Here is an 18448-nt window from a genome sequence, read left to right on the forward strand (position 1 = left end):
CTTTTTTACATTGCCTAAGAACTTAATGTCCCAGTCCTTTTTTTATGTTTAAACATTTTTAGAATCAAAAAAGACATAAGGTCTTGGACTAATAATTGTCCATGCCTTATGTCATATACTATATGTCTTATCAATTAGCCAATACCGAATAATTTTGATATAGGCCCTAACGGTAGAATGACACCTAATACCATTGTGATGATAATTAATGCCATTGTTATCCAAAACATTTTGTGACTTTGTTCATGTCTCTTTCTTTTAGCAATCGACACTTCCATCAATCCAACTACTGCAACACCACACAGCATTTTCAATGTAAGCAACATATGATTTGCCCCGCCATTCATAAATGACTGAATTAATATCCAAAATCCTGAAATTAACGTCAACAGCATAAATAAGCGTAAAATCATGTGCAACGGTTTGAAAAATGGTGATCCGCCTTGATTTTTTGAAATGTTTAAGTATGTAGCGATAAATAAAATAATCGCTAATACCCAACTTAATATATGTAAATGTAACATACTGATTCCCCCCACTTTAATTATTTATATTATTAAATTAAAGCTTCTTGGGATTAATACCCACTTGCTTGTAATTTAATCATGATTTGATTATACACGAATATATATTCTACCACACTTCTATATTTGAGAGGAAGAACATGACATTTTATTCCTTATTAGAATATTGTGAATCTGCTGTAAAATAATCAACTACTTCTTAATATCAATATTTCACTTTCATCTCAAAATGGTAACATTATAAATAATTTATCTTTAACACCTTTTTAGAAAAGCAAGAAAAAACTAACCAATCTATATAAAGACTGGTTAGCTTTTTAAATGATAATTATTTAGCGATATAAGTTGTCAGCGTTCCAATATTATCAATAGTCACTTTAACTTCATCACCTGGTTGTAAAAATTTAGGTGGTTGCATACCTGCACCAACGCCTGCTGGTGTACCAGTTGCAATAATATCTCCCGGATGTAGTGCAACATATTTTGAAATTTCTTCTATTAATTCATCAATTTTAAGAATCATTTCGCCAGTGTTACCATCTTGTCTAATTTCATTGTTAACTTTTGTAACAATATTTACATTTTCAGGTAATGGTAGTTCGTCTTTAGTAACGATATAAGGACCCATTGGGCAACCGCCAGTTAAACTTTTTGATAAAAATGCTTGATCTTGTTCACTTTGTGCTTTGCGATCAGTGATATCGTTAATAATTGTATAGCCGTAAACATAATCTAAAGCTAATGCTTTTGGAATCTTTTCACCAGACTTACCAATAACAATACCTAATTCACCTTCATAATCTAATTGATCAGTAATATCTTTATGATTTGGAATTGTTGCATTATCTCCTGTTAAAGATGACGCTGCTTTTGTAAATACATATAATTTTTCTACTTCATGATTTAATTCGTTCGCATGATCTTTGTAATTTCTACCAAAAGCAATCACATTATTCGGAGGTGTTACTGGTGGTAAGAATTCAATGTCATTAAATGAAATTTTATAGTCTTCAGCTTTGCCGCTATCTTCTGCTGCTACAACTGCTTTACGTACTTGTTCTTGAAAATCTAAAGTATGATTTTGTTGTAAACCAGCTAACAATGTTTTAGGATGGAAATCTCCTTCTGCAAAGTCAGCAAATACTTGTGTTAAATCCCATACAGCATCTTCGCGTTTTACTTTAACGCCATATGAAGTTTTGTCATTATACTTGAATGATAAGAATTTCATTCATTCTCAACTCCTCATCTTTATCTTAATTCACATTATAACTTTTTTCGTTATCAAATAACAAATAAATAAGTAAGACAATTTTGAAAATGAGTTATGTTCATTCTGCTACAAGGGCTTTGCACTTAATCGAAATTATTTTTTATTCTTTTGAAAATCAAAATACTACAGTTGCAATGTACCAAATTTGAAGAAGTATAAATAACCTTTAACTTCTTTATTAAGTATCGTTTGAAGCGTATTTTGATAATATTTCATCTGTATCTTATATTTATTTTTTAATTGTGTACCAATTTCTTCATCTGTCATCCCACGGCGACGATTAAATGCATCGGTTTTATAGTCTACAAAATAATGCACACCATCTTTAACAAAGATTAAGTCAATCATACCTTGAATAATTGAGACGTCTTCGTCTCCTTGTGGCAATTGGTCAACTAATGCTTGGTTAACTACAAACGGTAATTCACGATAAACTTGCTCTGCTTCAGCAATAATCGAATATAACTCACTATTGATAAATGTCATTATTTCATCCATACGGATATCTTTTTTCGCATCTGCTTCGATAATATGTTTATCGATTAATCCATCGATATACTGATGTAACTCAACTTCAGATATGCGTTCTTTTTTGAATGGTAAATGTTGCATCACTGTATGCATTAACGTACCAATTTCATTCGCTTTTCGTTTACCTTGTTCACTTAGAAATTTAGGTCGTTCATACGTTGAAAAACCGATACGATATTGTCTTACTCGTTCGTAACTTGTGCCACTTTCTTCTGTTTCATATTGCCTTTTCAATTCAGAAACAGATTGTTTTGATGGCTTTTTAGTATCATTTACATATGGATATTGATAATCAAGTTGGTGTTTAATTTGTGCTTTAACATCCTCATAACCATTTTGCATAGTTTCTAATTGATTAACCGAACGATATTCATTATTATCTAAAATGGTTTCTGTAGACACATCTTCAAAGTATATAATTGAAATATTTACATTCGGACGACTACTATCTTCAACTTGTGCTATATCTTTTTCAAATTTTAAATCATCTGGAATTGACGCAGATTGATGTTTAGATAAAATACTATAAATAAGATGGAACGGATTTGGTGAAGTTAATCGTTCATTGACAGCAATGTGCTCACCAGAAATAGACAATTGCTCTAGTTCTAGTAACGATTTATCATTTTTCACTCTACCAATTAAATAAAGTTGTTCTTTCGCTCTTGTTAATGCTACATAGACTAATCGCATTTCTTCTGACACAAGTTCTTTTTCGGCAACAGCTTTATATGCAACCGAAGCTAAAGATGGAAATGCCATTTCTTTATCCACATCAAAATAATCCATTCCGAGACCAAATTGCTGATTTAAAATAACTGGTTGTTTCAAATCACGTTTATTAAAATCTTTTGACAATCCAGAATAAATGACAAATGGAAACTCTAGACCTTTACTACTATGAATTGTCATCATTCTAACAACATTATCGTTTGGACCAACTACATTTTCCTCACCAAAATCTTTGCCTCTTTCAATCAATTCATCGATAAAACGAATAAATTGATATAAACCTCTAAAACTTGAATTCTCAAACTCGATAGCTTTATTAAATAAACCATAAAGGTTTGCACGTCGTCCACGTCCACCAATAAGTCCACTAAAGTATTGAATAACATAATGATCATTATAAAATTTATCAATTAACTGATACACCGGATGATCTTTACTATATTGTTGGTAACTTTGAATATCTGATAAAAACATTTTTAATTTATCAACTAAAATAGCACCTGCTGCTTCGTCATTAATGTAATTTACAATCGATTGATAGAAGTAGTCATCATTTGGACTCAATATTCTAATTTGAGCTAATTCGTCTTCTTTGAACTGATATATAACGGAGCGCATTAACCCAACTAAATAAATATCTTGTAATGGATTATCTATCGCTCTTAAAAATGATAATACTAAGCGGACTTCTGTTTGTTCAAAGTAACCTTCACGACTATTCACATGGAATGGAATATCTTCATTTTTAAAGGCTTGTTGTAAATTGCGAGCTTGTCCAAAGCTGCGTTCTAGAATAACGATATCCTTGTATGTCGCACTTCTATAGCTTCCTGTTTTCATATCATAAACTTTTTGATGTTCTAAGATATCTTTAACTTGTTCTACTATAAAATGCGCTTCTTGTTCACTACCAGTTAAATCACTATGTTCTTGATCCGCTTCAACAAGCACTTTTAAGTTTACTGGATGGTCCGATTCATCATATGGTGCACCATAATACAACTGTGCCGCTTCATCATATTTTACTTCACCGACTTGTTCATCCATCATATGTTTGAATATATAGTTAGTCGTTGACAGTACTTCTTTTCGAGAACGGAAGTTTTGCGACAAATCAATTCGACGTCCAGTGCCATCTCCATCTATAGTAAAGCGTTGATACTTTTCAATAAATAAACTTGGATCAGCTTGTCTAAATTTATAAATGGATTGCTTAACATCTCCAACCATAAATAAATTACCATTATGTTCATCACCCGTTTTGATGCAAGATAGTATTTTCTCTTGAACCCGGTTCGTATCTTGATACTCATCGACCAATATTTCTTGAAAGTGTTGACGGTATGATTCGGCAATTTCTGATGGCGAACCATCCTCATTAGTTAAAATTTGTAGTGCAAAATGTTCATAATCAGAAAAATCCAAAATATTTTTGCTACGCTTTTTTCGATTGAATTCTGACATAACATCTTTCACAATACGCGCAAGGTACTTTACTCGTGGCGCCAATTGTTGCATATCAGCTTTCAAATCATCAGCTTCTCTTGAAAAGTAATCACTCTTCACTTTATCAATTAATGATTTATATTTTTTATACTGAAGTTTAGCATCTTCTAAGGCATCGACCATCATTTCATTTGCTTCTTTAATTTTCGCTGTTACATTAGGCAAACGCGCGCCAAATTCGTGACCAGTTAAATAAGGTATATCAATAAAGCCACCTTCTAAAACACGCCCCATTAAACGTCGTTCATCTTCTATAACAGCTAAATGTTTATCGACGCTATCCATCATACTAAACAAATCATACGCCTTATTTAAAGCATCATAAGCAGCTGTGATAAATACTTTAGATAAGTCTGTTAGTAGTTGAATAAGTTGCGCTTGTTGTGCTTCTTCTTCGTATGGTGTCACCAATTGATCCAACCAATTTGTAGGATTTGGATTTGCAACGCTAAAGAAATACAATTGTTTAATAATCATTCGAAACTGATCATCACTTCTATCTGAAGACAATTGCTCTGTTAATTCAATAAAAGCAGGATCAAGGATATCGTAATGTTGTTCTATGACCTCATCTATCGTTTGTTCTAATAATAAAATATTTTCAGCTTCACTGCTTGTTCTAAAGTTCGGGTCAATATTTAATACATCATAATGCTGTTGAATTAATTTCAAGCAAAAACTATGGAGTGTAGATATTTGTGCTTGATGAATTTTGATGCGTTGGTTTTTCAAGTGTGCATTTGCAGGATCAGCAATCGATGCCTCTTGAATACGTTGGTCTACACGATGCTTCATTTCACGTGCGCTTAAGTTTGTAAACGTTACGACTAAAAGTCGATCGACATCAATGCCATCACGTAAAATCTTTTGGATAATACGCTCAACTAGTACAGCTGTTTTACCTGAACCTGCCGCGGCTGCAACAAGTACATCTTGTCCAGTTGCGTAAATACTTTGCCATTGCGCGTCAGTCCAAATCACGCCTTGTGGTTTCTCTGGAATTGTCATCTATTGCTCACCCCCAAATTCATCATCAATGTTAATATTTTGAATTGCTTCAATTGGATTTATTGTTTCATCTACAGTTCGATATCGCTTACTATCAATCATGCCATCTACATGACATACCGATTGATAACTACAAAAAGCACATGGCAATTTTTGTTTGTACTTTAATGGTGCAACTTCAGTATGTCCATCCATAATATTTGAAGCTGTTTCTATAAAATTCTCTTTGTTATGTTGTATGAATTTATAAATCGTTGCTTCATCTGCAACTTGGCTGCCTCGTTTACTCAAAGAACCATCTTTATTCAAACCAACTGGTACAATATCTGAAGTGAATTTAGGTTCTAAACGAATATCCAATGCATCAATAACAGTTTGGTCTGCATTCACTAAACCACTCAGCTTAAACTTTTTAATTAAATCTTGTTCTAGTTTATCTTCATCAATATCAGCCCATGATTTAAATTTGATTCTAGGTTCATGTACATGGAAGTATAATAATCCACCTGGTTTCACAATATCTGTTAATCCAAGACGTTGTTTATTTTGTAAAACGATATCCATGTATGTCATCATTTGCATTTGCATACCATAATATACTTTCGTTAAATCAAGTGTCGCACTACCTTCAGAGGATTTATAGTCAATGATATTAACAAAACTTGTATCATTCTTTGTATACGTATCGATACGGTCAATTTGCCCTCTAATATTAATTGGAATACCTTGAGTTGTCGTTAATGTTTGTGCAATTAATTCGTCATTTGTTCTTGGTTTCCTTCTAAAACTTGTCTCAAAATGTTTTGGCATAAACTTTGAATACGTGCCTTGATATTTTAATGCGCTTAGTGTTGTTTCTACAATAGCGCCAATGCGTCTTGATAAATAACGATAGTAAGCTGAAGAATTTAATAAATTAAACTGAACTTTAGGTAAAATTTCTTCCAATGCTTCATTCGTTAATTGTCTTATTTTTTTCAGGTCTAATTGTTTAAAATCGCCATTAATACGTTCAGATATATATTTTAAAACAGAATGGAAAATATCACCTAAATCAAAGTTTTGAAGTTCATACTTCGTTCGCTCATTTAGTTTCAGACCATGTGACGCATAGTGTTTAAATGGGCATTGTTGATAACCTTCAAAACGGGATACACTGGCATTGATTTCCTTACCATATAAATCTTTAGACAACGTTTCACCTAATTTTACAGTTTCATTGTCAAACGTTAATGCTGACATTAAATAATCTAAACCTTGATTTAAATGATCGCTATCTCTAATTACTTGATAAGCATCTAACCAACTATCAGCCACAATTTCATCATATAACCAAGCACGCAATGCTTCAAATAATGTAATTTTGGTTTGCTTAGCATGTTGCATTAGTGACAATGGGTTAACTTCATGGTATTGAGGAATGTTAGTAATTTCCAATTGGTTGAACAATGATTGAATTTGATTTAAAAATGGGCTGATCTCCTTATCATCACCACTTGATCCCATTAGACTGTAAGAAAATGTAACATCTCCCTTAGCTCTAGTCATAGCAACATAACAAACAAATGCTTCATCCATCTGTAAAATATCTGATGTTGGACTTAACTCGACATTAGCCTGCTGTTCAAAGTATTTCTTTTCTTCATCTGTAATCAAGCTTGACGCAGTTACTGGTTGTGGCATCGTACCATCATTCATACCTACTAAGTAAACATGTTGCTTATTATCGACTTTAGCCAAATCCATCGTACCAATACTTACTTGGTCCAATGTTTGCGGAATCATAACAAATTCTAATTGTTCTAAACCAATATCAAATACTTCTAAGAAACGTTCCATCGACATTGTTTCATCTCCAAATACTAGAACTAAGTCATCAAGGATTTGAATTAAGCCATTCCATATTTGATCAATTTCCTCCGCCTTTTCATGATTACCATTTAAATCAAGTTCATCTCGCTCTGTCATCAATTGATTTGGCAGTTCGAAATATTCCATACTTTCATAAAAAGCAGTTGCAAAATCTTTTACAGTTTCCGCTTGTGACATTTGCTTTTCAAAATGTAAAATTTTATCAATGACATCTTTCTTTAACTTAACGACTTGTTCAAATGTGTTACGTTCATCTTCGGTCAGTTTATGCGCTTTACGCCCCATTTTGCTAAAATGTTCGACATTAAATAGCTCATCATCTAACCAACGTTTACCGTATATACCACGTTCAAGTACAAAATTTTCAAGTAAATCAACTAAGTATGCACTTTTTAGATATGATGCCGTTAACACATCAGTCTTCAATAAGCGTAGCATTGGATTCACTTGCCAATTAGATTGAATAACTTCAATCAATGAACGAATCATTTCCATGACCGGATGATGTGTCATCGAACGCTTTGTATCAATATTATAAGGAATATTATAAAGCGGTAATATGGAATCAAATAAATAAGCATAAGATTCATCACGATATAAAATAGCAATATCTTGATATCGTAATTGCTTATCACGAATATCAACGATGATACGTCGCGCAATTTCATTTATTTCCTCTCTCATAGTCGCAGATTCTAAAATATTGATATGACCTTGACATGCCACTCGATTGATTTGAAGTACATCAAATTCTTGTTCAAGATGCTTTAAATCTTGATTATTGAAGCGATATAATTGGTTGAAATATTGACGTTCAATAGAAATATTGAGTTCATTTGCTATTTCTTCAATATGTCGTAACACTTCCGATGGTTTTCTAAATAAACTAAATTGATCGTGGTTACCATCTGTCGTCAATATAATTGTGACACTCTTCGCATATTTAATTAATCCTTTGATTATTAAATACTCAATCGTTGAAAAGTTGTGAAAACCATCAATATATATATCAGCACGTTTTAGCCACTCTGATTTCGGCATACAATCAATAAAATATTGTAATGAATCCTCACCAGTAATAAACTCGTTTTGAATGCGTTGTTCGAACTCACGGTATATTAAAGCAATATCCTCTAACTTATTTTTAGTTCGAGTTTGCATATTTTTATCAGCAATAAAGTGTTCTAAATGTTCAGGCGTTACTGCATATTTTTTAAAATCTTGAATTTGTTCTGTTAATTTTTCACTAAACCCATAATATTTTGCTTGTGATTGATAAAGTTTTAAATACTTTTGTTGTTCTTGAACAATGTTATAAATCATCATTTCCGTTGCAGCTTTAGATAACTTTTGTTCGCTATAACTACCAACTTCTTGGAAAATACGATGACTTAATCGTTCAAAATGCAACACTTCTGTTCTTAAACTACCATTTAATTCCGGATCATTGACAAAGGCTTGTTCTAATTGAAATGTACTTTGAGTTGGCGCAATTAAAATGATTGGATCTCCAAGCGGATCTGCTTTCATTTTTTGTTTTATTTCGGTCAACATTTTCGTAGACTTACCTGTTCCCGCTCTACCTAAATAAGCATGTAATGTCATGACAAACCCTCACTTCCTTTGACACATATTTTAACACAAAGTGATTGTGATTGATTTATTATAAGTTCATTTCGAACTTAGCTTTTATTGTGGTACTAACAAAATAAAACATCGTTTATCAGTATTAAAACCGACAAACGATGTTGTATTTGTTTCATATTAATTTTTAGTATTTTCAGGATTGAAATTATGTTTAAATTCACTAAATGGCCAGAATCTAAATGAAACTTTACCAACAATTTGGTCTTCATCAATGAGGCCAAACGCACGGCTATCTTTACTTACTTCACGATTATCTCCAAGAACTAAATATTTACCTTTTGGAATGACATTTGATTTAGGATTCGCATTCGGTAAATCTTTAACTTGGAAAGTCCCAGTAATGTAATCACCTTGTTTATGTTTTAAATTATAGTTTAAATATGGTTCATCTTGTTTTTTACCATTGACATATAATGTATCATTTTTATATTCTACTTTATCACCAGGAACACCGATGACACGTTTAACATAGTCATCATTTTTGTTTGCATGGAAGACAACTACATTACCTTTTTCCAAACCACCTGTTTTATATCCAATAATGTTTACAGCTACTCGCTCGCCATCTTTCAAAGTTGGATCCATTGATTCACCTTTAATTGTATATGGTGTAACAATAAATTTACCTACTATAAATAAAATGACAAAAGCGACTGCAATTGAAATAATCCATTCCAATAATTCTTTTTTCAATTTTGACACCTCTTTTTAAGATTTGAACTGAATCGTCCATTTTGAAAAAGGATAATATCTCAAACTTATATTACCAATAATATCCTTTTTATCAATTAAACCAAATTGTCTAGAATCATGCTGATTGTTATCATGATCATTTAGCACAACAAAATTGTTAGGCGGTATAATATCTCCATCTAATTCTTTAAAATTGCGCAAACTAAAATCTTTAATTTTTCTGTTCTTGGCATAAGATGCGTCAACCGGTCGGTCATCACGGTATAATTGTCCCTGACGAAACGCCATTGATTGACCAGGTTTGGCAATAATTCGACTAGTATATATCTCGTTACCACGCCTATATGTAATGATATCACCATTATTCAATTGATTAAATGTAACTTTAATTTTATTTACAATAACACGATCCCCTTTGTTAAGGGTTGGTGACATATCATTATTCGGAATGACATGACCAACTATTACAAAAGTTTGTACGAACAGTACAATGATAATAGCAAGTATCAATGAAATCAAATATTTTACAACTTTTTTCACGATGTCACTCCTTTTTCGATCCCATAAAATGCTGTTCTAACTTTTTTCCAACAATCCAAAATACAACCAACACAACTAACATTAATATCCCTCTTAAAGGATGCGTTAAAATTGTAGTAATTTCCTTACCTAAATAACCTAAAATAATTGTTGAAACTAACTTTGATGATGCCAAAACAATGAAATAATATTTAGGTCTAATATGAGATAGACTCGCTACAAAATTTATTAATGTATTTGGCGTAAAAGGAAAACAAAGTAAAATAAACAATGGGATTAATCCTTGGCGATCAATAAAACTAATCAAGCGTTGAACAGCAGTACGTTGTTTAATTCGCTGCATCCTCTCAGTGTTCACCAATCGTTTACAGATCAAATAGACTGTAAATGTTCCAGAAATTAATCCAAGCCAACTAATCAATATACCTAAAATAGGTCCATAAGCTTGAATGTTAATTAAAATATAGAGTGCTAAAGGAAATACTGGAATTATCGCTCTAATATATAACAATATAAATCCAGGTAAATAACCAAACTGTCGAAATATCTCAAACCATTCTTCTACTTGATGAAACGACAAATCATCAATCCCTTTCTTTGGTTGAAGATAATTATTCTTACATTATAAAGTTAATTACTAAGTAAAGAAACATTAACATGTAATCATGCTAATAAATCAGTCTCTAGTAGTATAACAATATTATTGTAAGACAGATATTATTTTATTTTTAATTTTCTCTTAACATCTTGTCACATTAGCTAGTAACCTAGTTCTTGCATATAAATAAAAACGAGGTTGTCATTACATTTTTACATTTGTAATGACAACCTCGAAAATATGCTTTAAATAGTTAACGTCTAGTTCTATCTTTTCAAACTTCACTAATCATTGAAGTAATGTATTTTATAAACGCTCTTCTAATTCTTTTTTCAAGTCTTCAAAACCAGGTTTACCTAATAATGCGAACATGTTTTGTTTATATGCTTCTACACCAGGTTGGTTAAATGGATTTACACCTAATTGGTATCCACTCATTGCACAAGCAAGTTCGAAGAAGTATACGACATAACCGAAAGTTTCTTCATCTAATTGTGGAATGTTCACTACCATGTTAGGAACACCACCATCAGTATGCGCTAATAATGTACCTTCGAATGCTTTTGTGTTAACTTCGTCGATTGTTTTACCAGCCAAATAATTTAATCCGTCTAGATCATCACTATCTTTTTCAATAGTAATATCATATTTAGGATGATTTACTTTTACCACTGTTTCGAATAAGAAACGACGGCCTTCTTGTACATATTGACCTAAAGAATGTAAATCAGTTGTGTAGTTGGCACTTGAAGGATAGATACCTTTGAAGTCTTTACCTTCTGATTCACCAAATAATTGTTTCCACCATTCATTAAAGTATTGCATAGATGGTTCATAGTTAATCAACATTTCTGTTGTATAACCTTTTGCATATAAAATGTTTCGAATTGTCGCATATTGGTATGCAATGTTGTCTTCTAATTTATCTGAAGATAATTCTTCACGTGCTTTTGCAGCACCAATCATCATAGCTTCGATGTTAATTCCAGCTGTTGCAATTGGTAATAATCCTACTGCTGTTAAAACAGAATATCTTCCACCTACATCATCAGGTACGATAAACGTTTCATAACCTTCGTTTGTAGCCAACTGTTTTAAAGCACCTTTTTCTTTATCCGTTGTTGCAAATATACGTTTTTGTGCTTCTTCTTTACCGTATCTTTCTTCAACTAATTGTTTGAACAATCTAAATGCAACTGCTGGTTCTGTAGTTGTACCAGATTTAGAAATAACGTTTACAGAGAAATCTTTGTCTGCTAAATAATCAACTAACTCTTTCGTATATGTTGATGATAAGTGATTACCAACAAATACAATTTCAGGGTATTCATTGCTGTTTCTAAATGATGACGTTAACATTTCGATTGCTGCACGTGCACCTAAGTAAGAACCACCAATACCGATGACTACTAAAACATCAGAATTTTCTTTAATGCGTTTTGATGCTTCAACAATTCTTGAAAATTCTTCTTTGTCGTAATCAACTGGTAAATCAACCCAGCCTAAGAAGTCACTACCTGCACCAGTACCTTCATGAATTGTTTTGTGAATTGATTTAACAATTTCTTGTTGTTGTTTTAATTCGTGTTCACCGAAAAATTCTAACGTTTTACTAAAATCTAATTGAATATGAGTCATCTATAAAAGCCTCCTGTTTCATTTAATATCTTAATTTTACTAAGTTTACGTTTGCGATTCAATTCACAAGTTTGTACTTAATCAATAAAATTGATATTTATGTGACGTTTCACACCTATTTTTCAACAAACATTTCAAACTGGCGTCAAACACTCAAACATTTTTTATACAATTTGCATGTTTTTTAAAACACTTTTAAACATTGATAAACAAGCATTTATACTTATAACTCTATATATCTCCATTGCATTTTATGAATAAATATGTAAAATAATGGTTTTATTTTCATTAAAAGTTTGCTATCATGTGTTCATACGAAATATTCAGATAACTACAATGAGGTGAATTTTATGAAAGAGAAAATTGTTTTAGCATATTCAGGAGGACTAGATACAAGTGTGGCCGTTCAATGGCTTATCGACAAAGGATACGACGTTGTAGCTTGTTGCCTAGATGTTGGTGAAGGTAAAGATTTAGACATCGTTTATAAAAAAGCTTTAGATATGGGAGCAGTTGAATGTCATATTATTGATGCAACAAAAGAATTTAGTGATGAGTATGTAAGTTATGCAATCAAAGGAAATTTAATGTATGAAAATGCATATCCATTAGTTTCAGCTTTATCAAGACCATTAATCGCTAAAAAATTAGTAGAGATTGCTGAGAAAACAAATTCAGTAGGTATTGCACATGGTTGTACTGGTAAAGGGAATGACCAAGTACGTTTCGAAGTTGCCATTAAAGCATTAAACCCATCATTGAAAGCATTCGCACCTGTACGTGAGTGGGCATGGAGTCGTGAAGAAGAAATCGATTATGCAATTAAACATAATATCCCTGTATCAATCAACCATGATTCACCTTATTCTATCGATCAAAATCTATGGGGCAGAGCGAATGAATGTGGTATTTTAGAAGATCCTTATGCTGCGCCACCAGAGGATGCGTTCGATCTAACAAATGCTTTAGAAGAAACACCAGATGCTGCTGATGAAATCATTTTAACGTTTGATAAAGGCATCCCAGTTCAAATTGATGGCAAAACATATGAATTAGACGATTTAATTTTAACGTTGAATGCATTAGCTGGTAAGCATGGTATCGGAAGAATTGACCATGTAGAAAATAGACTTGTAGGTATCAAATCAAGAGAAATTTATGAAGCACCTGCTGCAGAAGTTATTTTAAAAGCGCATAAAGCATTAGAAACGATTACGTTAACGAAAGATGTCGCACACTTTAAACCAATCATTGAGAAGCAATTTGCTGAACAACTATACAATGGACTTTGGTTCTCACCTTTAACTGATAGCTTGAAATTATTTATTGATAGTACTCAGCAATACGTAAGTGGTGATGTCAGAATTAAATTATTCAAAGGTAATGCCATCGTGAATGGTAGAAAATCACCTTACACATTATATGATGAAAAATTAGCAACTTATACAAAAGAAGATGCATTTAATCAAGACGCTGCTGTTGGCTTTATCGATATCTATGGTTTACCTACTCAAGTAAATGCGATGTTGCATGGAGGCTATAGCAATGAGCAATAAAGCTTGGGGCGGTAGATTTGAAGTACAACCTGAAGAGTGGGTTGACGACTTTAACGCATCCATTACTTTTGATCAAACGCTCATAGATCAAGATATCGAAGGCAGCATTGCACATGCAACTATGCTTGCGAATCAAGGCATTATTAGTCAACAAGACAGCGAACAAATTATACAAGGACTAAAATCTATTCAACATGATTATCATCAAGATCAAATTCAATTTAGTGCATCATTAGAAGATATTCATTTAAATATTGAACATGAATTAATTAAACGTATTGGTGATGCTGGTGGTAAGTTGCATACTGGACGCAGTAGAAACGATCAAGTTGCAACAGACATGCACTTGTACACTAAGAAACAAGTGCAAGATATCATCGCATTAATTAAGTCGTTACAAAGTGTAATTGTAGACATCGCTTCCAATAATGTTGATACAATTATGCCTGGTTATACTCATTTACAGCGTGCACAGCCAATTTCATTTGCACATCATAATATGACTTATTTTTGGATGTTACAACGAGACCAACAACGATTTGAAGATAGTTTAAAACGAATCGATATTAATCCTTTAGGTGCAGCAGCCTTAAGTGGTACCACATACCCTATCGATAGACACGAGACAACAGCATTGTTGAACTTTGGCAGTCTCTATGAGAATAGCCTAGATGCTGTTAGTGACAGAGACTATATTATTGAAACATTGCATAATATTTCTTTAACGATGGTTCACTTATCACGCTTTGCAGAGGAAATTATTTTCTGGTCCACAGACGAAGCTAAATTCATTACATTATCAGATGCATTTTCAACTGGCTCATCTATTATGCCACAAAAGAAAAATCCTGATATGGCAGAATTAATTAGAGGTAAAGTTGGTCGAACGACTGGTCATTTAATGAGCATGCTTATGACTTTAAAAGGATTACCTCTAGCATATAACAAAGATATGCAGGAAGATAAAGAAGGTTTATTCGATGCTGTCCATACAATTAAAGGTTCTTTACGTATTTTCGAAGGTATGATTCAAACGATGACAATTAATAAAGAACGACTCAATCAAACTGTTAAAGAAGATTTTTCAAATGCAACGGAACTAGCAGATTATTTAGTAACTAAAAATATTCCATTTAGAACTGCACATGAAATTGTAGGAAAAATCGTCTTAGAATGTATACAACAAGGTCATTATTTATTAGATGTTCCTTTAGCAACATATCAACAACATCATTCTAGTATCGATGCCGATATTTACGATTATTTGCAGCCTGAAAATTGCTTGAAACGACGTCAAAGTTACGGGTCAACGGGGCAATCATCGGTCAAACAACAACTTGATGTTGCTAAACAATTACTATCACAATAAATACGTTAATCTACCTACCCACAATGTCTATTAAAATTACATTGTGGGTATTTTAATGCTCTCTTCGTCTTGTTGAACATCACATTTTTAAGATTCCTAAAATGTTTGATAATTCTTTTAAATTTATATTACAAAAATGTTATAAATTGTAAAAGAAATGTGTAAAGCGTTTTCACAAGCAGGTTTTTGTAGTATTTTAAAATTGTTAGACTACAAATAAAGAGATGAAAGGATAAAGACTATGACTAACTCTTCGAAAAGCTTCACTAAATTTATGGCTGCTTCTGCTGTTTTTACTATGGGATTTTTATCAGTACCTACTGCTGGCGCTGAACAAACAAATCAAATTGCAAATAAACCTCAGGCTATTCAATGGCATACAAATTTAACGAATGAGCGATTCACTACTATCGCACATCGTGGCGCAAGTGGCTATGCACCCGAGCATACGTTTCAAGCATATGATAAGAGTCATAATGAGTTAAAAGCATCTTATATCGAAATTGATTTACAACGTACCAAAGATGGCCATTTAGTTGCTATGCATGATGAAACTGTTAACCGTACAACAAATGGACACGGTAAAGTTGAGGATTATACCCTTGATGAATTAAAACAGTTAGATGCAGGAAGTTGGTTTAATAAAAAATATCCAAAATACGCAAGAGCAAGTTATAAAAATGCTAAAGTACCCACTTTAGATGAAATTTTAGAACGTTATGGCCCGAATGCAAACTATTATATTGAAACAAAGTCACCTGATGTATACCCAGGAATGGAAGAACAATTATTAGCTTCATTGAAAAAGCATCACCTTTTAAATAACAATAAATTAAAAAATGGACATGTAATGATTCAATCATTTTCTGACGAAAGTTTAAAGAAAATTCATCGTCAAAATAAGCATGTGCCATTAGTAAAATTAGTTGATAAAGGTGAACTACAACAATTTAACGACCAACGCTTAAAAGAGATACGCTCTTATGCGATTGGATTAGGTCCTGATTATACAGATTTAACTGAACAAAATACCCATCATTTAAAAGACTTAGGATTTATAGTACATCCTTATACAGTGAATGAACAAGCTGATATGTTACGATTAAATAAATATGGCGTTGATGGTGTCTTTACAAATTTCGCTGATAAATATAAAGAAGTAATTAAGTAGTATTGTTAAACTAGAAAACATAAATACAAAAATATAGCTATTACTATAAAAAACAGCAGTAAGATATTTCCAAATTGAAATTATCCTACTGCTGTCTTTTTGATCAACTATATATAGTTGAGCGTTTAATTAGAAATTCTCAGTGTTGGGGCCTCGCCAACTTGCATTGTCTGTAGAAATTGAGGAGCTAATTTCTCTGTGTCGGGGCTCCACCCCAACTTGCACATTATTGTAAGCTGACTTTCCGCCACCCTCTGTGTTGGGGCCCCGCCAACTTGCACACTATTGTAAGCTGACTTTCCACCAGCCTCTGTGTTGGGGCCCCGACTATTTTTGAAAAGAGCGTGTTACACGGGCATTGTTTTACAGTCAACTACTGCTAAAATAAAATTAACGAGCTTAGGGCTTTGTTTTCTGTCCCAAGCTCGTTAAATCACATATGATAATTAATTATGCCCAACCACGATATCTAGCTGCTTCTGCTGTACGTTTAATACCTATGATATATGCTGCAAGTCTCATATCTATTTTTCGGTTTTGAGACAATTCGTAAATCGTATCAAATGCCGCTTCTAATTTTTCACGTAGCTTTTCATTAACTTCTTCTTCAGACCAATAATAACCTTGATTATTTTGTACCCATTCGAAGTAAGAAACCGTTACACCACCAGCACTTGCTAATACGTCTGGAACTAATAATATACCACGTTCAGTTAAAATACGTGTTGCTTCTGGTGTTGTAGGTCCATTAGCAGCTTCAACAACGATACTAGCTTTAATATCATGTGCATTGTCTTCTGTAATTTGGTTTGAAATAGCCGCTGGTACTAAAATGTCACAATCTAATTCAAACAATTCTTTATTTGAGATTGTTTCTTCAAATAAATTTGTTACCGTACCAAAACTATCACGACGGTCTAATAAATAATCTATATCTAAGCCATTTGGATCGTGTAATGCACCGTAAGCATCAGAGATACCTACAATTTTTGCACCTAAATCATATAAGAATTTAGCTAAGAAACTTCCGGCATTACCGAAGCCTTGAATAACAACCTTGGCACCTTCAATTTGCATATTACGACGTTTTGCAGCTTGTTCAATTGCAATAACTACACCTAGTGCAGTTGATCTGTCGCGTCCATGAGAACCACCCAATACAATTGGTTTACCTGTGATGAAACCTGGTGAATTAAATTTATCTAATGCACTATATTCATCCATCATCCAAGCCATAATTTGTGAGTTTGTAAATACATCTGGTGCTGGAATATCTTTGTTCGGACCTACGAATTGTGAAATTGCTCTTACATATCCGCGTGATAAACGTTCAACTTCATGAATGCTCATTTGACGTGGATCACAAACGATACCACCCTTACCACCACCGTATGGTAAGTTTACAATGCCACATTTCAAAGTCATCCACATTGATAATGCTTTTACTTCTTCTTCATCAACATCTGGGTGGAAACGCACGCCCCCTTTTGTTGGTCCAACAGCATCATTATGTTGCGCACGGTAACCTGTGAATGTTTTAACAGTGCCATCATCCATTCGTACAGGGATACGCACTTGTAACATTCTTAAAGGTTCTTTAATTAAATCGTACATTCCTTCGTCAAATCCCAATTTATGCAATGCTTCTTTAATAATTCCTTGAGTAGAAGTTACTAAATTATTGTTCTCAGTCATGATCCTTTTCGCCTCTTCTTTACCTAATGATTTCGCTTTCAAACATATTGTAACATAACGTATTCCTTTTTAAAGCCCTTACAAACTGATTGTTA

The 18448-nt window shown here is 32.8% G+C and carries 12 protein-coding genes; 3 read left to right on the forward strand and 9 right to left on the reverse strand.

All coding sequences use genetic code 11. From position 1 onward, the window contains the following. Window positions 1–134: 134 nt before the first annotated feature. From HMPREF3247_RS01715 to HMPREF3247_RS01750, 8 genes are all read right to left on the reverse strand, one after another. Window positions 135–524 carry a YisL family protein gene (locus HMPREF3247_RS01715; protein WP_000902805.1) on the reverse strand — a complete coding sequence of 130 codons (390 nt, stop codon included), beginning with the start codon at window positions 522–524 and terminating at the stop codon, window positions 135–137. A gap of 328 nt (window positions 525–852) precedes the next feature. After that, the gene (locus HMPREF3247_RS01720; RefSeq protein WP_000670752.1) at window positions 853–1755 is read right to left on the reverse strand and encodes a fumarylacetoacetate hydrolase family protein; all 903 of its coding nucleotides are present in this window, start codon (window positions 1753–1755) and stop codon (window positions 853–855) included. Window positions 1756–1920: 165 nt separating this feature from the next. Continuing rightward, on the reverse strand, window positions 1921–5574 hold the full coding sequence (gene addA / locus HMPREF3247_RS01725; protein WP_000154935.1) for a helicase-exonuclease AddAB subunit AddA: 3654 nt from the start codon (window positions 5572–5574) through the stop codon (window positions 1921–1923). Next, a complete protein-coding gene (gene addB, locus HMPREF3247_RS01730) occupies window positions 5575–9051 on the reverse strand; it encodes a helicase-exonuclease AddAB subunit AddB (protein ID WP_001566566.1) in 3477 nt (1158 codons plus the stop codon). 159 nt (window positions 9052–9210) lie between these two features. After that, a complete protein-coding gene (gene lepB / locus HMPREF3247_RS01735; RefSeq protein ID WP_000711896.1) occupies window positions 9211–9786 on the reverse strand; it encodes a signal peptidase I in 576 nt (191 codons plus the stop codon). Window positions 9787–9801: 15 nt separating this feature from the next. Further along, a complete protein-coding gene (gene lepB / locus HMPREF3247_RS01740) occupies window positions 9802–10326 on the reverse strand; it encodes a signal peptidase I (RefSeq protein WP_000758209.1) in 525 nt (174 codons plus the stop codon). A 4-nt stretch (window positions 10327–10330) separates the two neighbouring features. After that, window positions 10331–10906 (reverse strand): TVP38/TMEM64 family protein, encoded by a 576-nt coding sequence (locus HMPREF3247_RS01745; RefSeq protein WP_000007967.1) that lies wholly within the window; start codon window positions 10904–10906, stop codon window positions 10331–10333. Between the two features lie 324 nt (window positions 10907–11230). Then, window positions 11231–12562 carry a glucose-6-phosphate isomerase gene (locus tag HMPREF3247_RS01750; RefSeq protein ID WP_000148852.1) on the reverse strand — a complete coding sequence of 444 codons (1332 nt, stop codon included), beginning with the start codon at window positions 12560–12562 and terminating at the stop codon, window positions 11231–11233. A 350-nt stretch (window positions 12563–12912) separates the two neighbouring features. On the opposite strand from HMPREF3247_RS01750, the gene HMPREF3247_RS01755 reads away from it, so the two are divergent. From HMPREF3247_RS01755 to HMPREF3247_RS01765, 3 genes are all read left to right on the forward strand, one after another. Then, a complete protein-coding gene (locus HMPREF3247_RS01755) occupies window positions 12913–14118 on the forward strand; it encodes an argininosuccinate synthase (protein WP_000660040.1) in 1206 nt (401 codons plus the stop codon). Continuing rightward, window positions 14108–15487: an argininosuccinate lyase gene (gene argH, locus HMPREF3247_RS01760; RefSeq protein WP_070866173.1), complete on the forward strand. Its 1380-nt coding sequence runs from the start codon at window positions 14108–14110 to the stop codon at window positions 15485–15487. Before HMPREF3247_RS01755 ends, argH begins: the two co-directional genes overlap by 11 nt. A gap of 241 nt (window positions 15488–15728) precedes the next feature. Continuing rightward, the gene (locus HMPREF3247_RS01765) at window positions 15729–16658 is read left to right on the forward strand and encodes a glycerophosphodiester phosphodiesterase (protein ID WP_000185321.1); all 930 of its coding nucleotides are present in this window, start codon (window positions 15729–15731) and stop codon (window positions 16656–16658) included. A 450-nt stretch (window positions 16659–17108) separates the two neighbouring features. On the opposite strand, the gene HMPREF3247_RS01775 is transcribed toward HMPREF3247_RS01765, so the two are convergent. Further along, window positions 17109–18353: a Glu/Leu/Phe/Val family dehydrogenase gene (locus HMPREF3247_RS01775; protein WP_000138487.1), complete on the reverse strand. Its 1245-nt coding sequence runs from the start codon at window positions 18351–18353 to the stop codon at window positions 17109–17111. Window positions 18354–18448 lie beyond the last annotated feature (95 nt).

This window comes from Staphylococcus sp. HMSC36A10, assembly GCF_001838845.1.
In the GTDB taxonomy this organism is placed as follows: Bacteria; Bacillota; Bacilli; order Staphylococcales; family Staphylococcaceae; genus Staphylococcus; species Staphylococcus aureus.